The organism is Nonomuraea sp. NPDC059007 (assembly GCF_042740555.1).
GTDB lineage: Bacteria > Actinomycetota > Actinomycetes > Streptosporangiales > Streptosporangiaceae > Nonomuraea.
In genome coordinates this window covers 29,459-46,031 of record NZ_JBHYJD010000035.1, presented here as the reverse complement: position 1 = coordinate 46,031, position 16,573 = coordinate 29,459, and the positions used below count along the sequence as shown (strand labels likewise).

18 protein-coding genes are annotated in these 16,573 nt (G+C 69.0%); 11 read left to right on the top strand and 7 right to left on the bottom strand.

The annotated features are described in order from the left end of the window. Positions 1-5 precede the first annotated feature (5 nt). Positions 6-1,361, top strand: coding sequence for a chromate efflux transporter (chrA, locus tag ACFWY5_RS40540; protein ID WP_379637979.1), 1,356 nt, complete (start codon positions 6-8; stop codon positions 1,359-1,361). A 240-nt stretch (positions 1,362-1,601) separates the two neighbouring features. On the opposite strand, the gene ACFWY5_RS40535 is transcribed toward chrA, so the two are convergent. Next, entirely contained in the window at positions 1,602-1,958 is a 357-nt protein-coding gene (locus ACFWY5_RS40535) for an ArsR/SmtB family transcription factor (protein ID WP_379637977.1), read from the bottom strand. A gap of 49 nt (positions 1,959-2,007) precedes the next feature. Here ACFWY5_RS40535 and ACFWY5_RS40530 point away from each other — a divergent pair, with 49 nt between their 5' ends. The 4 genes from ACFWY5_RS40530 to ACFWY5_RS40515 all read left to right on the top strand — a co-directional run bounded on the left by ACFWY5_RS40530 (position 2,008) and on the right by ACFWY5_RS40515 (position 6,909). Further along, positions 2,008-3,069: a cation diffusion facilitator family transporter gene (locus ACFWY5_RS40530; RefSeq protein ID WP_379637976.1), complete on the top strand. Its 1,062-nt coding sequence runs from the start codon at positions 2,008-2,010 to the stop codon at positions 3,067-3,069. Between the two features lie 56 nt (positions 3,070-3,125). Continuing rightward, positions 3,126-4,247, top strand: coding sequence for an MFS transporter (locus tag ACFWY5_RS40525; RefSeq protein ID WP_379637975.1), 1,122 nt, complete (start codon positions 3,126-3,128; stop codon positions 4,245-4,247). 274 nt (positions 4,248-4,521) lie between these two features. Beyond that, complete coding sequence (locus tag ACFWY5_RS40520; protein WP_379637974.1) at positions 4,522-5,640, top strand: integrase core domain-containing protein; 1,119 nt, start codon at positions 4,522-4,524, stop codon at positions 5,638-5,640. A 468-nt stretch (positions 5,641-6,108) separates the two neighbouring features. Further along, positions 6,109-6,909 (top strand): class I SAM-dependent methyltransferase, encoded by an 801-nt coding sequence (locus ACFWY5_RS40515; RefSeq protein ID WP_379637973.1) that lies wholly within the window; start codon positions 6,109-6,111, stop codon positions 6,907-6,909. Positions 6,910-7,255: 346 nt separating this feature from the next. Here the strand turns inward: ACFWY5_RS40515 and rpsR are convergent, their stop codons facing one another. After that, positions 7,256-7,474, bottom strand: coding sequence for a 30S ribosomal protein S18 (gene rpsR / locus ACFWY5_RS40510; RefSeq protein ID WP_379637972.1), 219 nt, complete (start codon positions 7,472-7,474; stop codon positions 7,256-7,258). Then, positions 7,471-8,592 carry a GTP-binding protein gene (locus ACFWY5_RS40505; RefSeq protein WP_379637971.1) on the bottom strand — a complete coding sequence of 374 codons (1,122 nt, stop codon included), beginning with the start codon at positions 8,590-8,592 and terminating at the stop codon, positions 7,471-7,473. The genes rpsR and ACFWY5_RS40505 overlap by 4 nt, the downstream gene beginning before the upstream one ends. A gap of 72 nt (positions 8,593-8,664) precedes the next feature. Between ACFWY5_RS40505 and rpmG the strand changes: the two genes are divergently transcribed. The 4 genes from rpmG to rpmF are packed head-to-tail and all read left to right on the top strand — an operon-like array spanning position 8,665 to position 9,525. Next, positions 8,665-8,829, top strand: coding sequence for a 50S ribosomal protein L33 (rpmG, locus tag ACFWY5_RS40500; RefSeq protein ID WP_379637970.1), 165 nt, complete (start codon positions 8,665-8,667; stop codon positions 8,827-8,829). Next, complete coding sequence (rpmB, locus tag ACFWY5_RS40495; protein WP_379637969.1) at positions 8,826-9,059, top strand: 50S ribosomal protein L28; 234 nt, start codon at positions 8,826-8,828, stop codon at positions 9,057-9,059. The genes rpmG and rpmB overlap by 4 nt, the downstream gene beginning before the upstream one ends. Next, positions 9,059-9,358 carry a 30S ribosomal protein S14 gene (gene rpsN, locus ACFWY5_RS40490; protein WP_379637968.1) on the top strand — a complete coding sequence of 100 codons (300 nt, stop codon included), beginning with the start codon at positions 9,059-9,061 and terminating at the stop codon, positions 9,356-9,358. Before rpmB ends, rpsN begins: the two co-directional genes overlap by 1 nt. 2 nt (positions 9,359-9,360) lie before the next feature. Further along, positions 9,361-9,525: a 50S ribosomal protein L32 gene (gene rpmF, locus ACFWY5_RS40485; RefSeq protein ID WP_379637967.1), complete on the top strand. Its 165-nt coding sequence runs from the start codon at positions 9,361-9,363 to the stop codon at positions 9,523-9,525. Between the two features lie 268 nt (positions 9,526-9,793). Here rpmF and ACFWY5_RS40480 read toward each other — a convergent pair whose 3' ends face one another. The 4 genes from ACFWY5_RS40480 to ACFWY5_RS40465 all read right to left on the bottom strand — a co-directional run bounded on the left by ACFWY5_RS40480 (position 9,794) and on the right by ACFWY5_RS40465 (position 14,453). Next, positions 9,794-10,492 (bottom strand): TIGR03943 family putative permease subunit, encoded by a 699-nt coding sequence (locus tag ACFWY5_RS40480; protein WP_379637966.1) that lies wholly within the window; start codon positions 10,490-10,492, stop codon positions 9,794-9,796. Further along, positions 10,489-11,352, bottom strand: a complete 864-nt coding sequence (locus ACFWY5_RS40475) for a permease (protein ID WP_379637965.1) — start codon at positions 11,350-11,352, stop codon at positions 10,489-10,491. Before ACFWY5_RS40475 ends, ACFWY5_RS40480 begins: the two co-directional genes overlap by 4 nt. A gap of 488 nt (positions 11,353-11,840) precedes the next feature. Further along, positions 11,841-13,010 carry a YncE family protein gene (locus tag ACFWY5_RS40470; RefSeq protein ID WP_379637964.1) on the bottom strand — a complete coding sequence of 390 codons (1,170 nt, stop codon included), beginning with the start codon at positions 13,008-13,010 and terminating at the stop codon, positions 11,841-11,843. 174 nt (positions 13,011-13,184) lie between these two features. Then, positions 13,185-14,453 carry a hypothetical protein gene (locus ACFWY5_RS40465; RefSeq protein WP_379637963.1) on the bottom strand — a complete coding sequence of 423 codons (1,269 nt, stop codon included), beginning with the start codon at positions 14,451-14,453 and terminating at the stop codon, positions 13,185-13,187. Positions 14,454-14,577: 124 nt separating this feature from the next. On the opposite strand from ACFWY5_RS40465, the gene ACFWY5_RS40460 reads away from it, so the two are divergent. Continuing rightward, positions 14,578-15,579: an ABC transporter substrate-binding protein gene (locus tag ACFWY5_RS40460; protein ID WP_379621291.1), complete on the top strand. Its 1,002-nt coding sequence runs from the start codon at positions 14,578-14,580 to the stop codon at positions 15,577-15,579. Continuing rightward, positions 15,576-16,571 carry a FecCD family ABC transporter permease gene (locus ACFWY5_RS40455; protein WP_379621289.1) on the top strand — a complete coding sequence of 332 codons (996 nt, stop codon included), beginning with the start codon at positions 15,576-15,578 and terminating at the stop codon, positions 16,569-16,571. The genes ACFWY5_RS40460 and ACFWY5_RS40455 overlap by 4 nt, the downstream gene beginning before the upstream one ends. The last annotated feature ends 2 nt before the right edge of the window (positions 16,572-16,573 follow it).

Sequence of the window (16,573 nt, the reverse complement as noted above, 5' to 3'; positions counted from 1 at the left end):
TCGACGTGACAACCGACGTAACCCGCGACGTGGTCCCGCTCCGCCAAGCCGTACGGGCGTGGTTCCTGATCTCGCTGCAGACGTTCGGCGGCCCGGCCGGGCAGATCGCCGTCATGCAGCGCACCCTGGTGGAGGAGAAACGCTGGATCGGCCAGCAGCGCTTCAACCACGCCCTCAATTACTGCATGCTGCTGCCCGGCCCGGAGGCCCAGCAACTGGCCATCTACGTCGGCTGGCTGCTCAACGGCACCCGGGGCGGCCTGGTGGCCGGGACCCTGTTCGTGCTGCCGGGCATGCTGGCGTTGCTGATCCTGTCGGCCGTCTACATCCTGTGGCAGGACACCACAGTGGTGACGGCGCTGTTCGCCGGGATCGCCCCGGCCGTGCTGGCGATCGTCGCCCAGGCCGTCATCCGCGTGGCCAGGCGTTCACTCACCCACCCCGTCTTCGTCGCCCTCGCCGTGGCCGCCTTCGCCGCGCTGGCGCTGTTCGGCGTGCCGTTCCCCATCGTGGTCGCCACCGCGGCCCTCGCCGGGTGGCTGGTCCATCGCCTGGCCCCGCACGTCTTCAAGGCTGCCAACGGGCACGGTGGTGACGGGGGCCCTGCCCCGCTGATCCCGGACGATGCCCTGCACCACGCCCAGCCGAGCTGGCGTTCGGCAGGCAAGATCCTCACGGTGGGGCTGGTCGCCTGGTGGTTGCCGGTGGCCGCGGTGGCACTCTTCCTTGGTGCGGACAGCGTGTTCACCGCCCAGGGGCTGTTCTTCTCCGGCACCGCGCTGGTGACCTTCGGCGGCGCCTACGCCGTGCTGGCGTTCGTCGCCCAGCGGGCCGTGGAGGTCTACGGCTGGCTGAGCCCGGGAGAGATGGTGCGTGGGCTGGCCCTGGCCGAGTCGACACCCGGGCCACTGATCATGGTGGTGCAGTTCGTGGCCTTCCTCGGCGCCTTCCGCGATCCCGGCGCGCTGAACCCTTGGGCGGGCGCGTTGCTGGGGGCTCTGCTGACCACCTGGGTCACCTTCGTGCCCTGCTTCCTGTTCATCCTTCTCGGCGCGCCCTACGTGGAGCGGCTGCGCCACAACACCGCCATCAGCGCCGCCCTGACCGGCATCACCGCCTCCGTGGTCGGCGTCATCGCCAATCTCGCCCTCTACTTCGCCGAGCACACCCTGTTCGGCGAGGTCTTCACCTGGGCGTGGGGACCGTTGAGCATCCGGCTCCCCGACCTCGGCACGGTCAGCCCCATCGCTTCGGCCATCACCGTGGCCGCGCTCGCGATGACGTTCGTCCTGAAGTGGCCGATGCTACGTGTCCTCGGCATCTGCGCCCTGCTCGGCGTCGGTACGATCCTGCTGTCGTAGGCGGTGGCCCGGCTGTCGCGAGTGATAGGGATCGGCCATGTCCGCCCATGGACCAGGAAGACATGGCTCGGCGGGCTGCTGCCCAACTTCGTCCGCGATCTCTTCAGCCCTCGACTTGATCTTGCTAGAGTCTGCGCCGCAGATGACGCGCCACACCTCTTCGCCCGGTTGTGCGCCGTCCGGCAGCGCCCACCCGGCTCGGGTCGATGGAGGCTAGGACTGGGAGAGATCGAGGAGCTGTCAGTCGTGGCGGGGGATGCCGGAGACCTCGTGGTCGGCGTGGAACAGCGCCTCCTTGATCACGGCACGCACGTGCGCGTCACGGGCCTTGTACAGCACGCGGCGGCCGTCTCGGCGGGTCTGCACCAGGCCGGCCATGCGTAGCTTGGCCAGATGCTGGGAGACCGACGGGCGGGCCACGTCGATCGCGGCGGCCAGCGAGTTGACGTCGTATTCGCCTTCGGACAACACCCACATCAGACGCAAGCGAGTGCCGTCGCTGAGCATGCGGAAAGCTGCGACAGCGGCCTCGACCTGGGCGCTGGTCGGTTGTTCCTGCGGCTGGCTTGCACCTGATTCGTTGTCGCGTGCATACATGGCTACATATAATCGGGCAAACGGGTCTAAGGCAAGTGAGAGGGACGCCATGAGTGAGCTCGACCCCCCGCAGCACGGTCACGGTCATGGGCACGGGCATGGACACGGGCACGGCCACGGTCACGGTGGCGTCAGGCGGCTGTTGTCCAAGCTCGGCCACGTTTTCACCCCGCACAGCCATGACAGCGCCGACAAGACCGACACCGCGCTGGAGTCCAGCAGCCGGGGCATGCGGGTGCTGGGCATCTCCTTCGCGATCCTCATGGCCACCGCGCTCGTGCAGGCGGTTATCGTGGCGTTGTCCGGTTCGGTGGCGCTGCTGGGTGACACTCTGCACAACTTCGCCGACGCCCTCACCGCCGTTCCCCTGGCGATCGCGTTCTCGCTGGGCCGCCGCGCGGCCACGCGCCGCTTCACCTATGGGTACGGCCGGGCCGAGGACCTGGCCGGGATCGTCATCGTGGTGCTCATCGCCGTCTCGGCCGGCCTGGCGGGGTACGAGGCGGTCAAGCGGCTCATCAACCCCGAGAACGTCCAGGCCCTCGGCCTGGTCGCGGCGGCCGGTGTCGTCGGCTTCATCGGAAACGAGTGGGTTGCCCGCTACCGCATCAAGGTAGGCCGCGAGATCGGCTCCGCCGCCCTGGTCGCCGACGGCCTGCACGCCCGCACCGACGGCTTCACCTCCCTGGCCGTTCTCCTGGGCGCCGGTGGTGCCGCACTCGGCTTCCCGCTGGCCGACCCGATCGTGGGGCTGCTCATCACCGCGGCCATCTGCTTCGTGCTGCGTGACGCTGCCAAGGAGATCTATCACCGGCTGATGGATGCGGTCGATCCCCAGTTGATCGCCCAAGCCGAGCAGATCCTGTCCGGCGTGCCCGGGGTGGAAGGCGTCGGCGCGATCCGGATGCGCTGGATCGGCCATGCGCTACGCGCCGAGGTCGACATCGCGGTCCGCCATGACCTGTCCCTGGTCGAGGCGCACGCGGTGGCTGTGGAGGCAGAGCACCGGCTGATCCACGACGTGCCCCGCCTGCGCGCGGCCACGGTGCACGCCGATCCCGACGGACCCGTCGGAATCGACCACCACGCCCCCTTGGTGGCCCACCGGTGAATTGTCGGGGGCGCCTGCGAGGATGACACCCCTTGCCCCCGGCCCGGAAGGAACACATGCTCGCGGCAGCGCGGACGCTGGTATGGGTGCGCGTCCTCAACCAGCTCGATGCCTACGCCCTGTCCTTCCTGGCAGTGCTGGCGGGCCCCGGACTCGCGACCGCCGCACTGGTGATCTTCGGTGTGGCGGCCCTGGCCTCCCGGTGGGCTGGCGCGTTCCTGCTCGACCGGTTCGCGCCTCGCGGAGTCCTGGCCGCGGGGCTGACCGCCACCGGCACCGCGCTGATCATGCTGACCTTGGCGCAGGGCCCGGCCCAGGTCTTGGTGGCGATCGCGCTGGTCGGCGTGGCCTTTGAGATTTACGAGCCCGCCACCCAGGAGCTCCTGTCCCGTGCTGCCACAGGCGAGCAGCGGCATCGCGTGTTCGCGGTGCTGGGCGTGGCTCTTTCGGCGGCGAGTGCGATCGCCGGGCTCCTGGCGGCGTTTCTGCTCCCTCTGGGTGTGCGCTGGCTGGTGGCCGCCGACGCGCTCACCTGCCTGACCGCCGCCGTCGTGGCCTTGGTCTTCCTGCCGCGTGACGCCCGCGGCCCTCAGAAGGCGACTGTACGGCGGGGCGCCCGCTGGAAGCCCCCCAAACCGCTATGGCATCTGACCGTGGCGGGCACCGCCTTCGCGGTCGGCCATCTGGCCGTGATGATGTACCTGCCGCTGGCCTTGCTCGAACGCGGCGCACCCGCCTGGCTTCCGGGCCTGACCCTGACCGGCGCGGCCTTGCTCGCACCTCTCGCGCTATGGGCGGCCGCTCCCTTGCTGACCGGACGCACCCACAAGGTCCTCCTCATCACGGGCACCTTCGCTCTGGGCGTCCTCGCCCTGATCATGGCCGTGGCCAAGAGCCCCGTCCTCACCGTCACCGCCTACCTGGCTTGCGCGGCGGTCAACAGCGTGCTGCTCGGCCGCTGGCAGTCGATGGTCGCCGACGCCGCGCCCGAACCGGACCGGCCGCGCTGGTTCGCCTTCCACGGATCGTCCTGGGGAGTGGCCCAGCCTGTCGTGCCCCCGCTGGCGGCCCTGGCCGGGGCGGTCGTGGGCACGATCGGGACCGGCGCCTTCCTCACCGCAGGCGCGGCGTTCCTGCTTGTCCCGTTGGCCTTGCGCTCCGGGATCAGAAGGAGCTGACGACGGCATTCAGGACGGCGAGCAGAGCCACGCCGACGAGCGCCACCACCAGCACAACACAGACGACCTTCGCCCACGGCTGCATCCTGCCATCCTCCACCCGGAACCGGCCCGACAACAGACTGTTGCTCTCTGTGCTTAGACATGCACGGATCGTTGACAATGCCGAGCCCACGCCATGGCGCGTGGTTCGTTCTGCTGCTCGCCGTCTTCACGGTCACCCATCTGTGGGTGTCCCGCTCGGAAATACGGTTTCGTACTGTGAGCTGGGGTTTTGCTGCGTGATCAGGGCGGCGGCTGCGACCATCTCGAGGTGTTGTTATCGCTTGTCTACCGGTTGGTGAGGGGCTTATTCGGCCTGCTGACCGTGCTGATCCGCTCTGATCTGTCCAAGGATGTTGAGTTGCTGGTGCTCCGTCACGAGAACCAGGTCCTCCGTCGCCGGCTCGGTAGCCAGCCGCGGTGGAATCACACCGACCGTCTTTGGCTGGCAGCGTTATCGCGGCTGATTCACCGTCGCCGATGGGCGGAAGTCTTCCCGGTCACCCCGGCGACGATCTTGCGCTGGCACCGCTACTTGGTGGCGCGTAAGTGGACCTTCACGGACAGGCGGCGCCCGGGACGGCCATGCACCCGCCGGCCCGTCAAGGCGCTGATTGTGCGGATGGCGCGGGAGAACCCGGGCTGGGGGCATAGAAGAATCCAAGGCGAGTTGGCCCGACTGGGCTACAACATCGCGGCCTCCACGGTGTGGGAGATCCTGCACGCGGCCGGTATCGATCCCGCCCCCCGCCGAGCTGGGCCGACCTGGCGGCAGTTCCTGACCGCTCAAGCCCACACGATCATCGCCTGTGACTTCCTCGTAGTCGAGACGATGCTGCTCAAACGGCTGTATGTGCTGGTCTTCATCGAGCACGGCACCCGGAGACTGCACCTTGGCGGAGTAACCGCGCGCCCAACCGGAGCATGGACGGTGCAGCAGGCCCGCAACCTGGCGATGGACCTGGGGGAGCGCATCGCCGGGCTACGGTTCTTGATCCACGATCGGGACCCGCTCTTCACCTCGACCTTCCGTGAGGTCTTTAGAGCTGAAGGGTTACGGAGCATCACCACGCTGCCGCGGACCCCGAGGATGAACGCCATCTGCGAGCGGGTCATCGGCACCATACGCCGCGAACTCCTGGACCGGATCCTGATCCTCAACGAACGCCACCTGACCTTCGTGCTCCGGGAGTATCTGATCCACTACAACGGGCACCGTCCGCACCAGTCCCGGAATCAACGTCCTCCGGACATCGCAACGCAGCCTTCCTCCGACCTAGACGACCTACGATCCATCCATCGAAAACCCGTCGTAATAGGAATGATCAGCCAATACCACTACGCCGCATAGCCGCAGCTCAAGCCACTTAACTCAATATTCGAGCGGCACACCTCCCCAGCGCCGAAACCCGCGGTCTCCGCAATGCCAGGCATGTACGCCTCTACCTGCAACGATCGCTCCACTTTGGGGCTGGGGCCATGTTCGGGAGGAGGACTCCCACCCGCTCAGCGCACCACGTCCGCAGGGGCCTGAACTACCTCAAGGACACTTCGGCGTGGGTACCGCGTGCGCGCGCCGTACCCGCCCGTTGGTGTTTCGTCAGGCTTCCCAGGAGCCGTCGGGGACGCGGTAGAAGGCGCGCGCCGGCGTCCACCATTCCCGGTCGGCGAAGCGGCCGGTGATGCGGCCCACCATGCCCGCCATGAAGTGCAGGTCCCGCTTCAGGTCTCCTTCGCGCGGCCGGCTTCGCCGAGGTCGGCAGCGTCTGGCAGGTCGGCGACGATGTGATCCTCACAGCCCTGCGCTAAGGAGCAGACCATGGAACCCTCTGCCGTCGGAGCGGTGTTCGACCGGACCGGTGCCGACTATTCGCGGCTGGCCCGGCACCTGTGGGACCCGATCGGCCTTGCGACGGTCGACGTGGTCGCCGTCAAACCGGGTGACCGGGTGCTCGACGTGTGCTGCGGCGCGGGCGGCTCCGCCGTACCCGCCGCCATCGCGACCGGCCCTGACGGCTGCGTCGACGCGATCGACCTCGCGGACTCCCTGCTCGCGCAGGGCCGTGACCGCGCCGCGGCAGAAGGCCTTGCGCATCTGCGATTCATCCACGCCGACGCCACTACCTGGGAAGACTCCCCCTACGACGTGGTGATGTGCGTGCTCGGCGCCTTCATGCTTCCGGACATGGACGCCTCCGCAGCTCGGCTGACCGGGCTGGTACGGCAGGGGGGCACCTTCGCCGTCACCACCTGGGCCGGCGGGGCCCTGGAGAACTTCGGCATCGCACTCGCGGACACCATCGCGCAGGAACGCGGCACCGAACCCGCCGCCCCGGCCAGCCGCGACTCCGTGACGAAGATCTCATCGGCGCCACTTCTGGGCGAGTGGCTGACCGGCCTGGGGTTACGCGAGGTCACGGTCAGCCGGGTGCCCCTGATTCTCACCGTGACCGACGACCTGGCCTGGCTTCTGGTCGTCGGCAGCGGCTTCCGCGGCATGCTCGACGGGCTGGACGCCCGCGCGTTGTCCCGCTTACGGGCGAATCTGCTCACCACCCTGCGAGAGCGGGGAATCGTCACGCTGGACGCCACCACCCTGGTCGGCGTTGGGTATCGCTAGGTTCCCAGCCCGACGCGGGCGCCTGTCCAAGCCCCATATCCGTGAGAGCATGCGGGCGATGGTTCGGAGTCGGTCTGGCGCAGGGTCGACACAGGCCGTAGATCGCCTCGATGTGGAAGTCGCCAACATCAGGTGTGGCCGGGGGCTCGTCCGTCGATCTGCCCGCACTCCCGGAAATCACGTGCGCGTCGGGACGGTCGCAAGAGTGACGAATCGCGCCGAGTCTTTCGCAGGCCTCGGTCGCGCTCTGCGGCGGCGCCCGATTCGGGCAACGCAGGATCAGGAGGCGACGAGCGGTCGCCGGACTGGAACTCGTGCGTTCGTGGATCGATGGCCGGGCGGGACGTCAGCGTGAGGAGTAAGGGAGCAGGGCCATCTCCCGGGCGTTCTTGATGGCGCGCGCCACCTGCCGTTGCTGCTGGACGGTGACGCCGGTGACCCGTCTGCCGCGGATCTTGCCGCGGTCGGAGATGAACGTGCGCAGCAGGGCGGTGTTCTTGTAGTCGACGAAGGTGACACCCAGGAGCGGGTTGGTCTTCTTGCGGGGTGTACGGCGGGGCTTCACGCGCTCTCCTTGAGGGTGATGAGGGGGACGAACGGGTCTTCCAGCGGCGTTTCCGCTTCGTCGGGGGTCAGCAGGCAGGAGTCGAGCAGGTCGAGCAGCCGCTGCCTGTCGAGGTCGGGCCCCATGAAGACCAGGTGCTGGACCCGGTCGCCCAGGATCGGGTTCCAGTCGAGCGAGGCGGTCACGCACCGGGCCGGGGACATCAGCTCCCAGGCCGCCTCCGGCAGCGAGATCAGCCATGGCCCGCAGTCCTCTACCGAGACGACCCCGGCGACGGCGTCCCAGGCGAGGATGCGGTCGGGCTGGGTGGCCAGCCAGAACTGGCCGCGGGAGCGGACGGACCCGGTGGCCAGTTCGTCGACGGCGGCGAAGAAGCGGCCGGGGTGCATCGGTCGCAGGCGCTTCCAGACCACGGTCATGATCTCGCCGGTCTGCGCGTCGCAGGGCAGCCGGGCGGTGGGCGGATCGACCCGCTCGGCCAGCTCCCGGGTGCACAGCGGGGGGCCGCTCACCTCGGGCAGCGTCTCGGCGAAGACGGGCGTGCAGGGCGCCAGGTGGTCGAGGATGGCGCGGGTCAGGTCATGGTCCTCGGCGTCGCCGCCGCGCAGGACCAGGGCGGTGGCGTATTCGAGCTGCCTGGCCAGCACCTCAGCCAGGTAGCGCCGGTCTCCCGCCGCGGCCTGGTGCCCGCTCTCGGCCAGGTCGTCGCCGCGCACGATGTCGACCGGCAGGTGCTCGGCGTCCATCGCGGTCAGTACGGCGGTCAGCCGCAGCAGGTCGCGGGCCTCGTCACAGTCGAGCGCCTCGGCGACGGATCGGGGCTCGACCGAGTCCCACAGATCGACGACGAGCAGCGGGGCCCGTCCCGCGTGGTGGACCAGCCAGGGCAGCAGATCCTCCCGGACTGTGCAGGTCAGGCAGCTGTGCGCGAGCCGTACCTCGGTGATGTCGAGAACCCGGCGGTCGTCGCGCACCACCCGTTCGATCCGGCCCCGCGTGATCGCCGTCAGGTCGTGGTGGACGGCGAGCGCGCCCGGGTGCTCGCGCAGCAGTTGATCCACGACCTCGGTGCGAGCCGGGCCGTGGAGTCCGCCGATCAGGACGACAGGGGTCGACACGAAGCCTCCAATTGCCAAGAATGAAAACCGTTGTCATTATCATGGCAGATCGAAGCGAGAGAAAGGTTCACTTTGGCCAGAAACGAGCTACGTCCGGTGATCAAGCTGAAGTCCACGGCAGGCACCGGCTATACCTACGTGACCCGCAAGAACCGGCGTAACGACCCCGATCGGCTCACGTTGCGCAAGTACGACCCGGTCGTCCGCCGGCACGTGACGTTCCGGGAGGAACGATGACGCACTGCCAGCTCACGGGAGTCAAGCCGGTCTTCGGCAACAACGTCTCCCACTCCCATCGGCGCACCCGCCGCCGGTGGAACCCCAACCTGCAGCACCGCCGCTACTGGCTGCCCAGCGAGAACCGGCACGTACGGCTGACGCTCAGCACCCGGGCGATCAGGATCGTGGACAGGATCGGCGTCGAGGCGGCCGTGGCCCGCATCCGCGCCAGAGGAGAGAAGGTCTGATGGCCAAGAAGAGCAAGATCGCCGCCAACGAGCGCAGAAAGGTCGTCGTGGCGCGCCATGCCGTACGGCGGGCCGAACTCAAGGAGATCATCCGCACCGGCGGCCCCGACGAGCGGGCGGCAGCCGTGCGGGAGCTCAACCGGCAGCCCCGCGACGCCAGCGCCACCCGCGTCCGCAACCGCGACTCCGTCGACGGACGGCCGCGCGGGCACTTGACAAGGTTCGGCCTGTCGCGGGTGCGCTTCCGGGAGATGGCGCACCGGGGCGAGCTGCCCGGGATCACGAAGGCGAGCTGGTAGCGATGGCGGTTCCCAAGCGCAAGATGTCGCGCGCCAACACCCGGCACCGGCGGGCGCAGTGGAAGGCGAGCGTGCCCGACCTGGTGCCGATCGTGGTGGCTGGCCGGGAACTGCGGGTCCCACGCCGCCTGGTCCGCGCCCACCAGCGAGGGCTGATCGCTCCCTGAAGACGCTGTGATACTCTCCGCGCTGGCTCCGTAATCTCCCTGGCGAACGAGTGGAACTACAGCACCCGACGCTGCCCCAGACGGTCACCTACCTCGGCCGCGGTGGACCTGAGGTGGGGTGGCCGTCGCATTCATGCCGAACCGTCACCCGTGACCCGGCGCTCCGGCCCGACCCACCGTAGGCTACGACTTCCGGGCTCGTTCTGGTGGTCAGGACGTGTTGCTTCTTGCTTCGTTGGCGCATACGGAAGCGGTGACGATGACCGGGCTACTCGTACGGGAACTCCGGCTCACTGATGGGCCGGACGCCGGTGGCGGAGATCTGTGGTATCTGCTCCGGCTTGACCTTGATCCAGGTGCCGGTCACTTCGACCCAGGAGTCATCCTCCGGCTGTGGCGCGCCGAACACGGCTACCTTCATCGCGTAGGCGTCGGCCGCACAGCAGCCCATGTGCATGCGCGTGACATACCACCGGTCCTTCTTCTTGGACGGTGTGACGAAACCGGTCAGCCGGAAGGTCTTGCCCGCGAGTCTCTTGCCGCCCTTGTCCCAGGACCTGAACATGTACTCGCCGATGGGCATGTCGATCGGTTTCTGCCCCTGGCTCCTGACAGGCTCAAGGTCCGAGACGGGGGCCCGCGGCGGGAGGGGCGGGGCGGACTCCGAGCGGCTCGCGGCGAAGGAGCCGAGCGCAGGCGGGGCGATCAGGAGAATGAAGAAGGCCGGAAGGCAGAGCAGCCAGGCCACGCGGGGGCCCTTGTCGTGATGGTCGTGCGCCTCCTGCGTCCCTCGCGCATCCTGGATCAGCCCCGCGAGTGCGACCAGCACGATGAGCGCCCCGGCGGCGATGAGGAAGGGACGGAAGCCGGGCTTGACGTAGTTCACGTACTCCGTGGAGAACGCGGAAATGCCCACCAGGACGCCGCCGAGCAGCATGAGGACGAGGTTCTGTGACGTGCGGTTCACAGCAGGATCCCTCCCACCACGGCGCTGACGGCCACCGCGAGGACAAAAGTGAGCGGCACGAAACGCACCGCGAACGCCTTGCCGAAGGTGCCCGCCTGCAGCGCGATCAGCTTGAGGTCCACCATGGGGCCGACGACCAGGAACGCGAGCTTCGCCGTCGGGGAGAAGGCGGTGAGCGAGGCGGCGACGAACGCGTCCGCCTCCGAGCAGATGGACAGCAGCACCGCGAGCAGCGCGAGCACGATGATCGCGAGCCACGGCACCTCCGCGACCGCGGTCAGCCAGTCGCGCGGGACCACCACGTTCAGCGTCGCGGCCGCGAGCCCGCCGATGATCAGGAAACCACCCGCGTGCAGAAGGTCGTGCCGCATCGCGTCCACGAACGAGGCATGGTGGTGCCGGCGGATCTTCAGCAGGTCCGTCCTGCCGAAACGCAGCCACAACCATCCCGCCACGACCGCCACCAGGAGCGAGGCGGCGAACCTCGCCACCACCATCAGCGGCTGGTCAGGGAAGGCGACAGCAGTCGCGACCAGCACGACGGGGTTGATCGCCGGAGACGACAGCAGGAAGGCCAGCGCGGCCGCGGGCGTCACCCCGCGTGACATGAGCCCGGAGGCGACCGGCACCGACGCGCACTCACAGCCGGGGAGCACGGCTCCGGCGATCCCCGCCACGGGTACCGCGGCCACCGGTCTCTTGGGCAGCGCTCTGGTCCAGAAGGTCGCGGGCACGAAGGCCGAAATGGCCGCCGAAACAGCGACGCCGAACGCCAGGAAGGGCAGCGCCTGGACGCAGATCGCCACGAAGATCGTGGCCCATGTTCGTACGGCGGGCGAAACCTCCTGGGGGCCCACCACGAACCGTCCTACCAGCAGCAGAAGGACGACGGCCGCGAACAGCCAGGGTATGGCGCGGAGATGCTTCCTACGATCCGCTGAGGCAGGCGGCGCTTCGAGAGACTCAAGGGAAGGCACCGGGACATGCTGACAGGGCTAGAGCTCACATATCAGCCGTTTCGGTCAGATCACGTTCCGTCAACTCCCCGACATCACCGCGCTTCTTGCCGGGCAGTACCTGACACACCAAAGAAATGATATTTCCCCACTTTGGGGATGGGGGCGGATATGACCACTTCTGCCGAACACCATCCGCACGTGGGGCATGATCACCAACGTGGTCTCGGCTGCGGGCACGTAGCCGTCCCGCATGGTGACCATGTGGACTACGTTCACGATGATCATCATCACGCTCGTCACGACGGCCACTGGGATGAACACTGACCACTCGCTCCGGCCGCGGGACACCGCGAGGGTGAGTGCGGCCGGAGCGAGAAGAGACCTACCGGCTAACGGCCGATCCTGTCGGGAACGTCATGGCCGGGGACGACCACGGTGAGCGCGCCGCCACCGTCGAGCGAGGTCGGCGTGGTGATCGTGCCGACGACCCGGCCCAGGTCCGGGGAGATGACGGAGATCTTGCCGGTGCCTCCGCCGCTCACGTAGGCCGGTGCGCCGAACGGGTCCATCGTGATGCGGCGGATCTGGGCCTCCCACGGCGACTGCCCGGGCGCCGGCCCACCCGGCAGGGACGGCAGTGCGACACGGGCGGTGACCTGCCCGGTCTTCACGCTGGTGAAGGCCACCTGGTCGCCTGCCGGCTGGTGGAGGACGTATCCGGCGTACCGGCTGGACAGCGCGTGCCGGAACAGGAAGCCGTTTCCGAGCGCCGCGGTGGTGGTCGCGCCGGTCTCGGGGATGACGGCGAGGGCGTCGTTGCGCCAGTTCGGCCAGTCGTCGCCGGGTCTGTCGGAGGTGTAGGTGACCAGCTTCTCCTTGGTCACGCGGACGTAGCTGGCGCGACCCGGTGTCGGCCAGGCGACGGTACGGACGCGCTGGAGTGTGCCGCCCACGACCCGTGCGGTTTCCAGGCCGGCGTCGGTGGCGCCCAGCGCCAGCCCGTTGGCGTGCGCGGCTTCGCCGTGCCCGTTCGCGCCGGTGGACAGTGTGCTTGTGGGCTCCAGGTGCGCTCCGGGATTGGCCACGATGTCGGCGATCGGGAACGTCTCCAGCACGCCGTCACCGCGGTGGACCACCGTGTCGCCGCTGACCATGATGCCGGGGTGGGCGCTGTCGACCTCGATCGTGGCCGGCGTGTAGGTCGTCAGGTCGACGACGGTCAGTAGGCCATGGGCCTCCTCCTGCGCCTGCTCGTGGTCGTGTTCCTCGGCTGCCGCCACCACGGCGTAGCGGCCGCTCTCATCCACGGCGAGGTGCGTGGCCTCGCCTTCGGGCAGTTTGGCTGTGCCCACGATCTTGGGCTTGCCGCGGGTCTGGAGTGCGACCAGTTCGTGGTTCGCCTCGTCGACGAACAGGAGCCGCCCGTCTCTCAGTGGCAGCATTCCGGAGTGGTCGGCGAAGGTGCGGCCGGTGATGGTGGTCAGTTTCTCGTTCGACGGGATCGCGTAGACGTGCACGCTTCCCGCGGCGGCGTCCGCGACCACAAGCCTGGCCTCCACACTTTGCTCCGCTAAGGCGGGTTGCGCCTGCCAGGAGACCGCGAGTAGGGCCACCGCCGTGGCGACGAGAGTACTGCGACGTATAAGACCTCCGGGGAGGAAATCGCTTCTAGATTGGACATGAAAATCATTATCATTCATGTCTCGCCGTATCAAGGGTGGGCGACCTGATGCTCAGCGGCCGACGGTGTCTCCCTCCTGGCCGTCGCCGGTTCCGATCAAGGCCATGTGGCCGCCTTCCTCGAAGGGGGCGGGCAGGTCGAGCGTGCGCAGGCCCGTATCGGCCGAGAGGTCGAGCAGGTGAATCTGGCCATGACCGCCGCGGGTGACCGCGACCACGGGAGCGGCCGGCGAGGCGGCGATGGCGCGGCGTTGTGCGTCGTCCCAGGGGGTACCGCCCCTGCGGGGAGCGCCGTCCATCGGCGGTAGCGGGACGCGGGCCAGGACGACGTGGTCCGCCGCACCGACCACGATCAACTCGTCCCCGTCCGGATGGATACGGGAGAAGACGACCCGATCGGCACAGAAGGCCAGCCGGAAGACCAGGCCGGGACCAAGGGGCACCCGCCCGGTGGTGCCGTCGTCCAGCCGATGCCACCATGCGTCGTTGGTCCACAGCGGCCACTCGCCAGGCTCTTCCGGCCCTCCGCGCACGGTGCTCCACAGGGTACGGCGGGCCGGATCCAGCCGCAGGTAGTAGCCCCGCCCGCCGACGTGCCCGGGAGTGTCCCAGGTCAACGGCGGCTCGGCGACCAGGCCGGAGCCGCCGAGGCGGGCGCGGTGCACGCCGGTGCCGGTGGCGGCGAACACCTGGCCGGTCACGGGGTCCGCCGCGTCTCCATGCCCGTCGTCGGGCAGAGGCAGGCGGAAGGCCGGTTCGACCGTGGGGCAGCCCGGGGGCGCGTCCAGCAATCGGGAGAGCGGGTGGGCGTCCAAGGCTCCGGGCATGCGATGCCGCAGCAGGACGTGCAGGTCACTCGCATCGGCCGGATCGGGGAGCACGGTGACGCCGGGTTCGCCGATGCGGGTGCGCACCCGTACCGCGTGGGGCCAGGCGGTTTGGTCCGGCCCTGATCCCGTCCGCGGGTTCAGGTCGACGAGGGTGAGGAGGTCGCTCCACGGCTCCCAGGAGCGACCGCAGCCGCTGGTCACGACCACGTAGCGGCCACTGGGATCGGCGGCCAGGTGTTCGGCGGGAACGGCGACCGGCGCGCCGGCCACGATCAGCGGATCGCCGGTTCCGGCTGCGAACGGGTCGAGGACGACCAGTTCGCCGGCGAGGTCGTCGACGAAGGCGAGCTTGGATCCCTCCAGGTGCAGGAATCCGGCGTGTTCGGCGAGGTGGCGCCCGTTGAGCCGGGCCAGCGTGCGGCCGCTATGCGGCTCGATGACGTAGACGGCGCCGGCGGCGTGGTCAGCCGCGACGAGTCGCAGAGATGTCATGAATGCTCCCGGGCATAATGTACGAATGCAATGAAAACCATTATCATGCCCGATGTCGCGTGAGAGGCGCCTCGTAGCAGAACGCCCTTCGACCGATTCGTCACCGTCCCCCAGGAGAGAACCCATGACCATGCCGCGCACCCACAGCGGCCTGTTGAGGCGTGCTGTCGCGCTCGCCGCCGCCGGCGTCCTGCTGGCCGGCTGCAGTGGAACCACGAACAACGGCCCCAGCCCCGTTGCCGGCACAACGGGCGCCGGCGGCGGCGACGCCACGAGCCTGCCTGCGGTTCAGCCGGTCGCCCATGCCAGCAGCATCACCGACGTGCGGGGCAAGAAGATCTCCGTTAAGAGCGTTCCGGAACGCGTGGTGTGCCTGGTGGCCATATGCGATGACATGCTGACCGAACTGGGCATGGTGCCAATCGCCACCAACTCCCAGCTCCTCGCCCATCCGCAGTTCATCGGCACGGAGAAGGCGAAGCAGGTCCCTGTCATCCCGGGTGGTTTCATCAGTCCCGAGGTGGAGGCGATCCTGTCCCACAAGCCGGACCTGGTGATCGGCCTGGAGGACACGCACGCGAAACTCGCGCCCGCACTGCAGGGCGCCACCACGTTCTGGGCCGTGCAGCCGGCGACGTGGCAGGACAGCGTCGCCTATCTACGCGACCTGGCCGCGCTCACCCATCGCGGAGACCAGGCCGTCGCCGCCGAGCAGCGGCTGCGCGACAAGGTGGCCGGTGCGGAGAAGGCCAAGAGTGACAAGACCGCGCTGATCGTGTTCGGCAGCGACGAGAACTTCGGCGTGGCCACGCCGGGCGCAGACGTGGCGGCCGGGTTGTTCCCCGGCATCTGTGACTATCCATGGGAGAACCGCGGCGTCGAGGGCACCTTCAGCCTGGAGGAGATCCTCGCCCGCGACGTCGACGTGCTCTTCGTGGAGACCATCGCGTTCGGCGCGCCTGGCGCGAAGCTGTCGGAGAAGATGGCCAAGAACCCCTTGTGGTCGCAGATTCCGGCGGTCAAGAACGGCAAGGTGATCGAGGTCGACCCGGAGCTGTGGGCCAAGGGCCGCGGCACCCGATCCCTCGGCCTGGTACTGGATGAAGCTACGGCCGCCCTGCGATGACGCGAACAGCCGTTCTGGCGGCCGGGCTGCTGGCCGCCGCCGCGGTGTGCGCGCTCTGCGTGGGCACGCCCACCATCTCGCCGACTCGGCTGGCCGCGGTGCTGCCCGGCGGCGCGGCGGACGGGCTGGTGGCGGTTGTGGTCAGAGAGGTCAGGCTGCCCCGGTTACTGCTGGCGCTGATCGCAGGAGGCTGTCTGGGGGCCGCTGGGCTCGTCATGCAGGAGGCGCTGCGCAACCCGCTGGCCGTTCCCGAGATGCTGGGCGTCTCCTCGGGAGCGGCACTGGGCGTCGTGGCTCCCCTGGTGCTCACGCTCACTCTGCCCGCTTGGTCCTATCCGCTGCTGGCGCTGGTGGGAGCCGGGCTGGGCGGGGTCGCGACGCTCGTGGCCGCCGGGTTCGGCCGGAGCCCGTCCGCGGTGCTGCTGATCGGGGCCGCGGTGGCGGCCGCTTTCCAGGCCGCGCTGCTGGTGCTGATGGTGATGGCCGATCAGCTCGATCTTCAGGTGATCTTCCGCTATCTGCTGGGCAGTCTGTCCGGACGTACATGGGAGGCCTGGCACGGCGTCTGGCCCTGGCTGCTGGTTGCCCTTCCGCTCGTGGTGCTGTGCGCCCCGATGTTGTCGGTGCTGCGGCTCGGCGATGAGGACGCCGGCGCGCTGGGGTTGCGGGTCCGGCACGCCCGGTTGGCGGCGCTCGCCGTCTCCGTGCTGTTGATCGCGCCTGTGGTGGCGGTGTGCGGCCCCATCGCCTGGGTGGGGTTCCTCGCCCCGCACCTGGCGCGGCGGCTGCGCCCGGACGCCGACGTGGTCAGGTGGCTGCCGTGGACGGTGGTGTGGGGCGCGGTGATCACCGTGTGGGCCGATCAGGCCGCGCGTCTGGTTCTCCTGCCGATGGAGACTCCCGTCGGGGCCTGGACGGCGTTGGTCGGGGTGCCCGCGGGTGTGGCGCTGCTGCGGGGGATCGGCGCCAGGCAGAGTGCGGGTGCCCGATGATG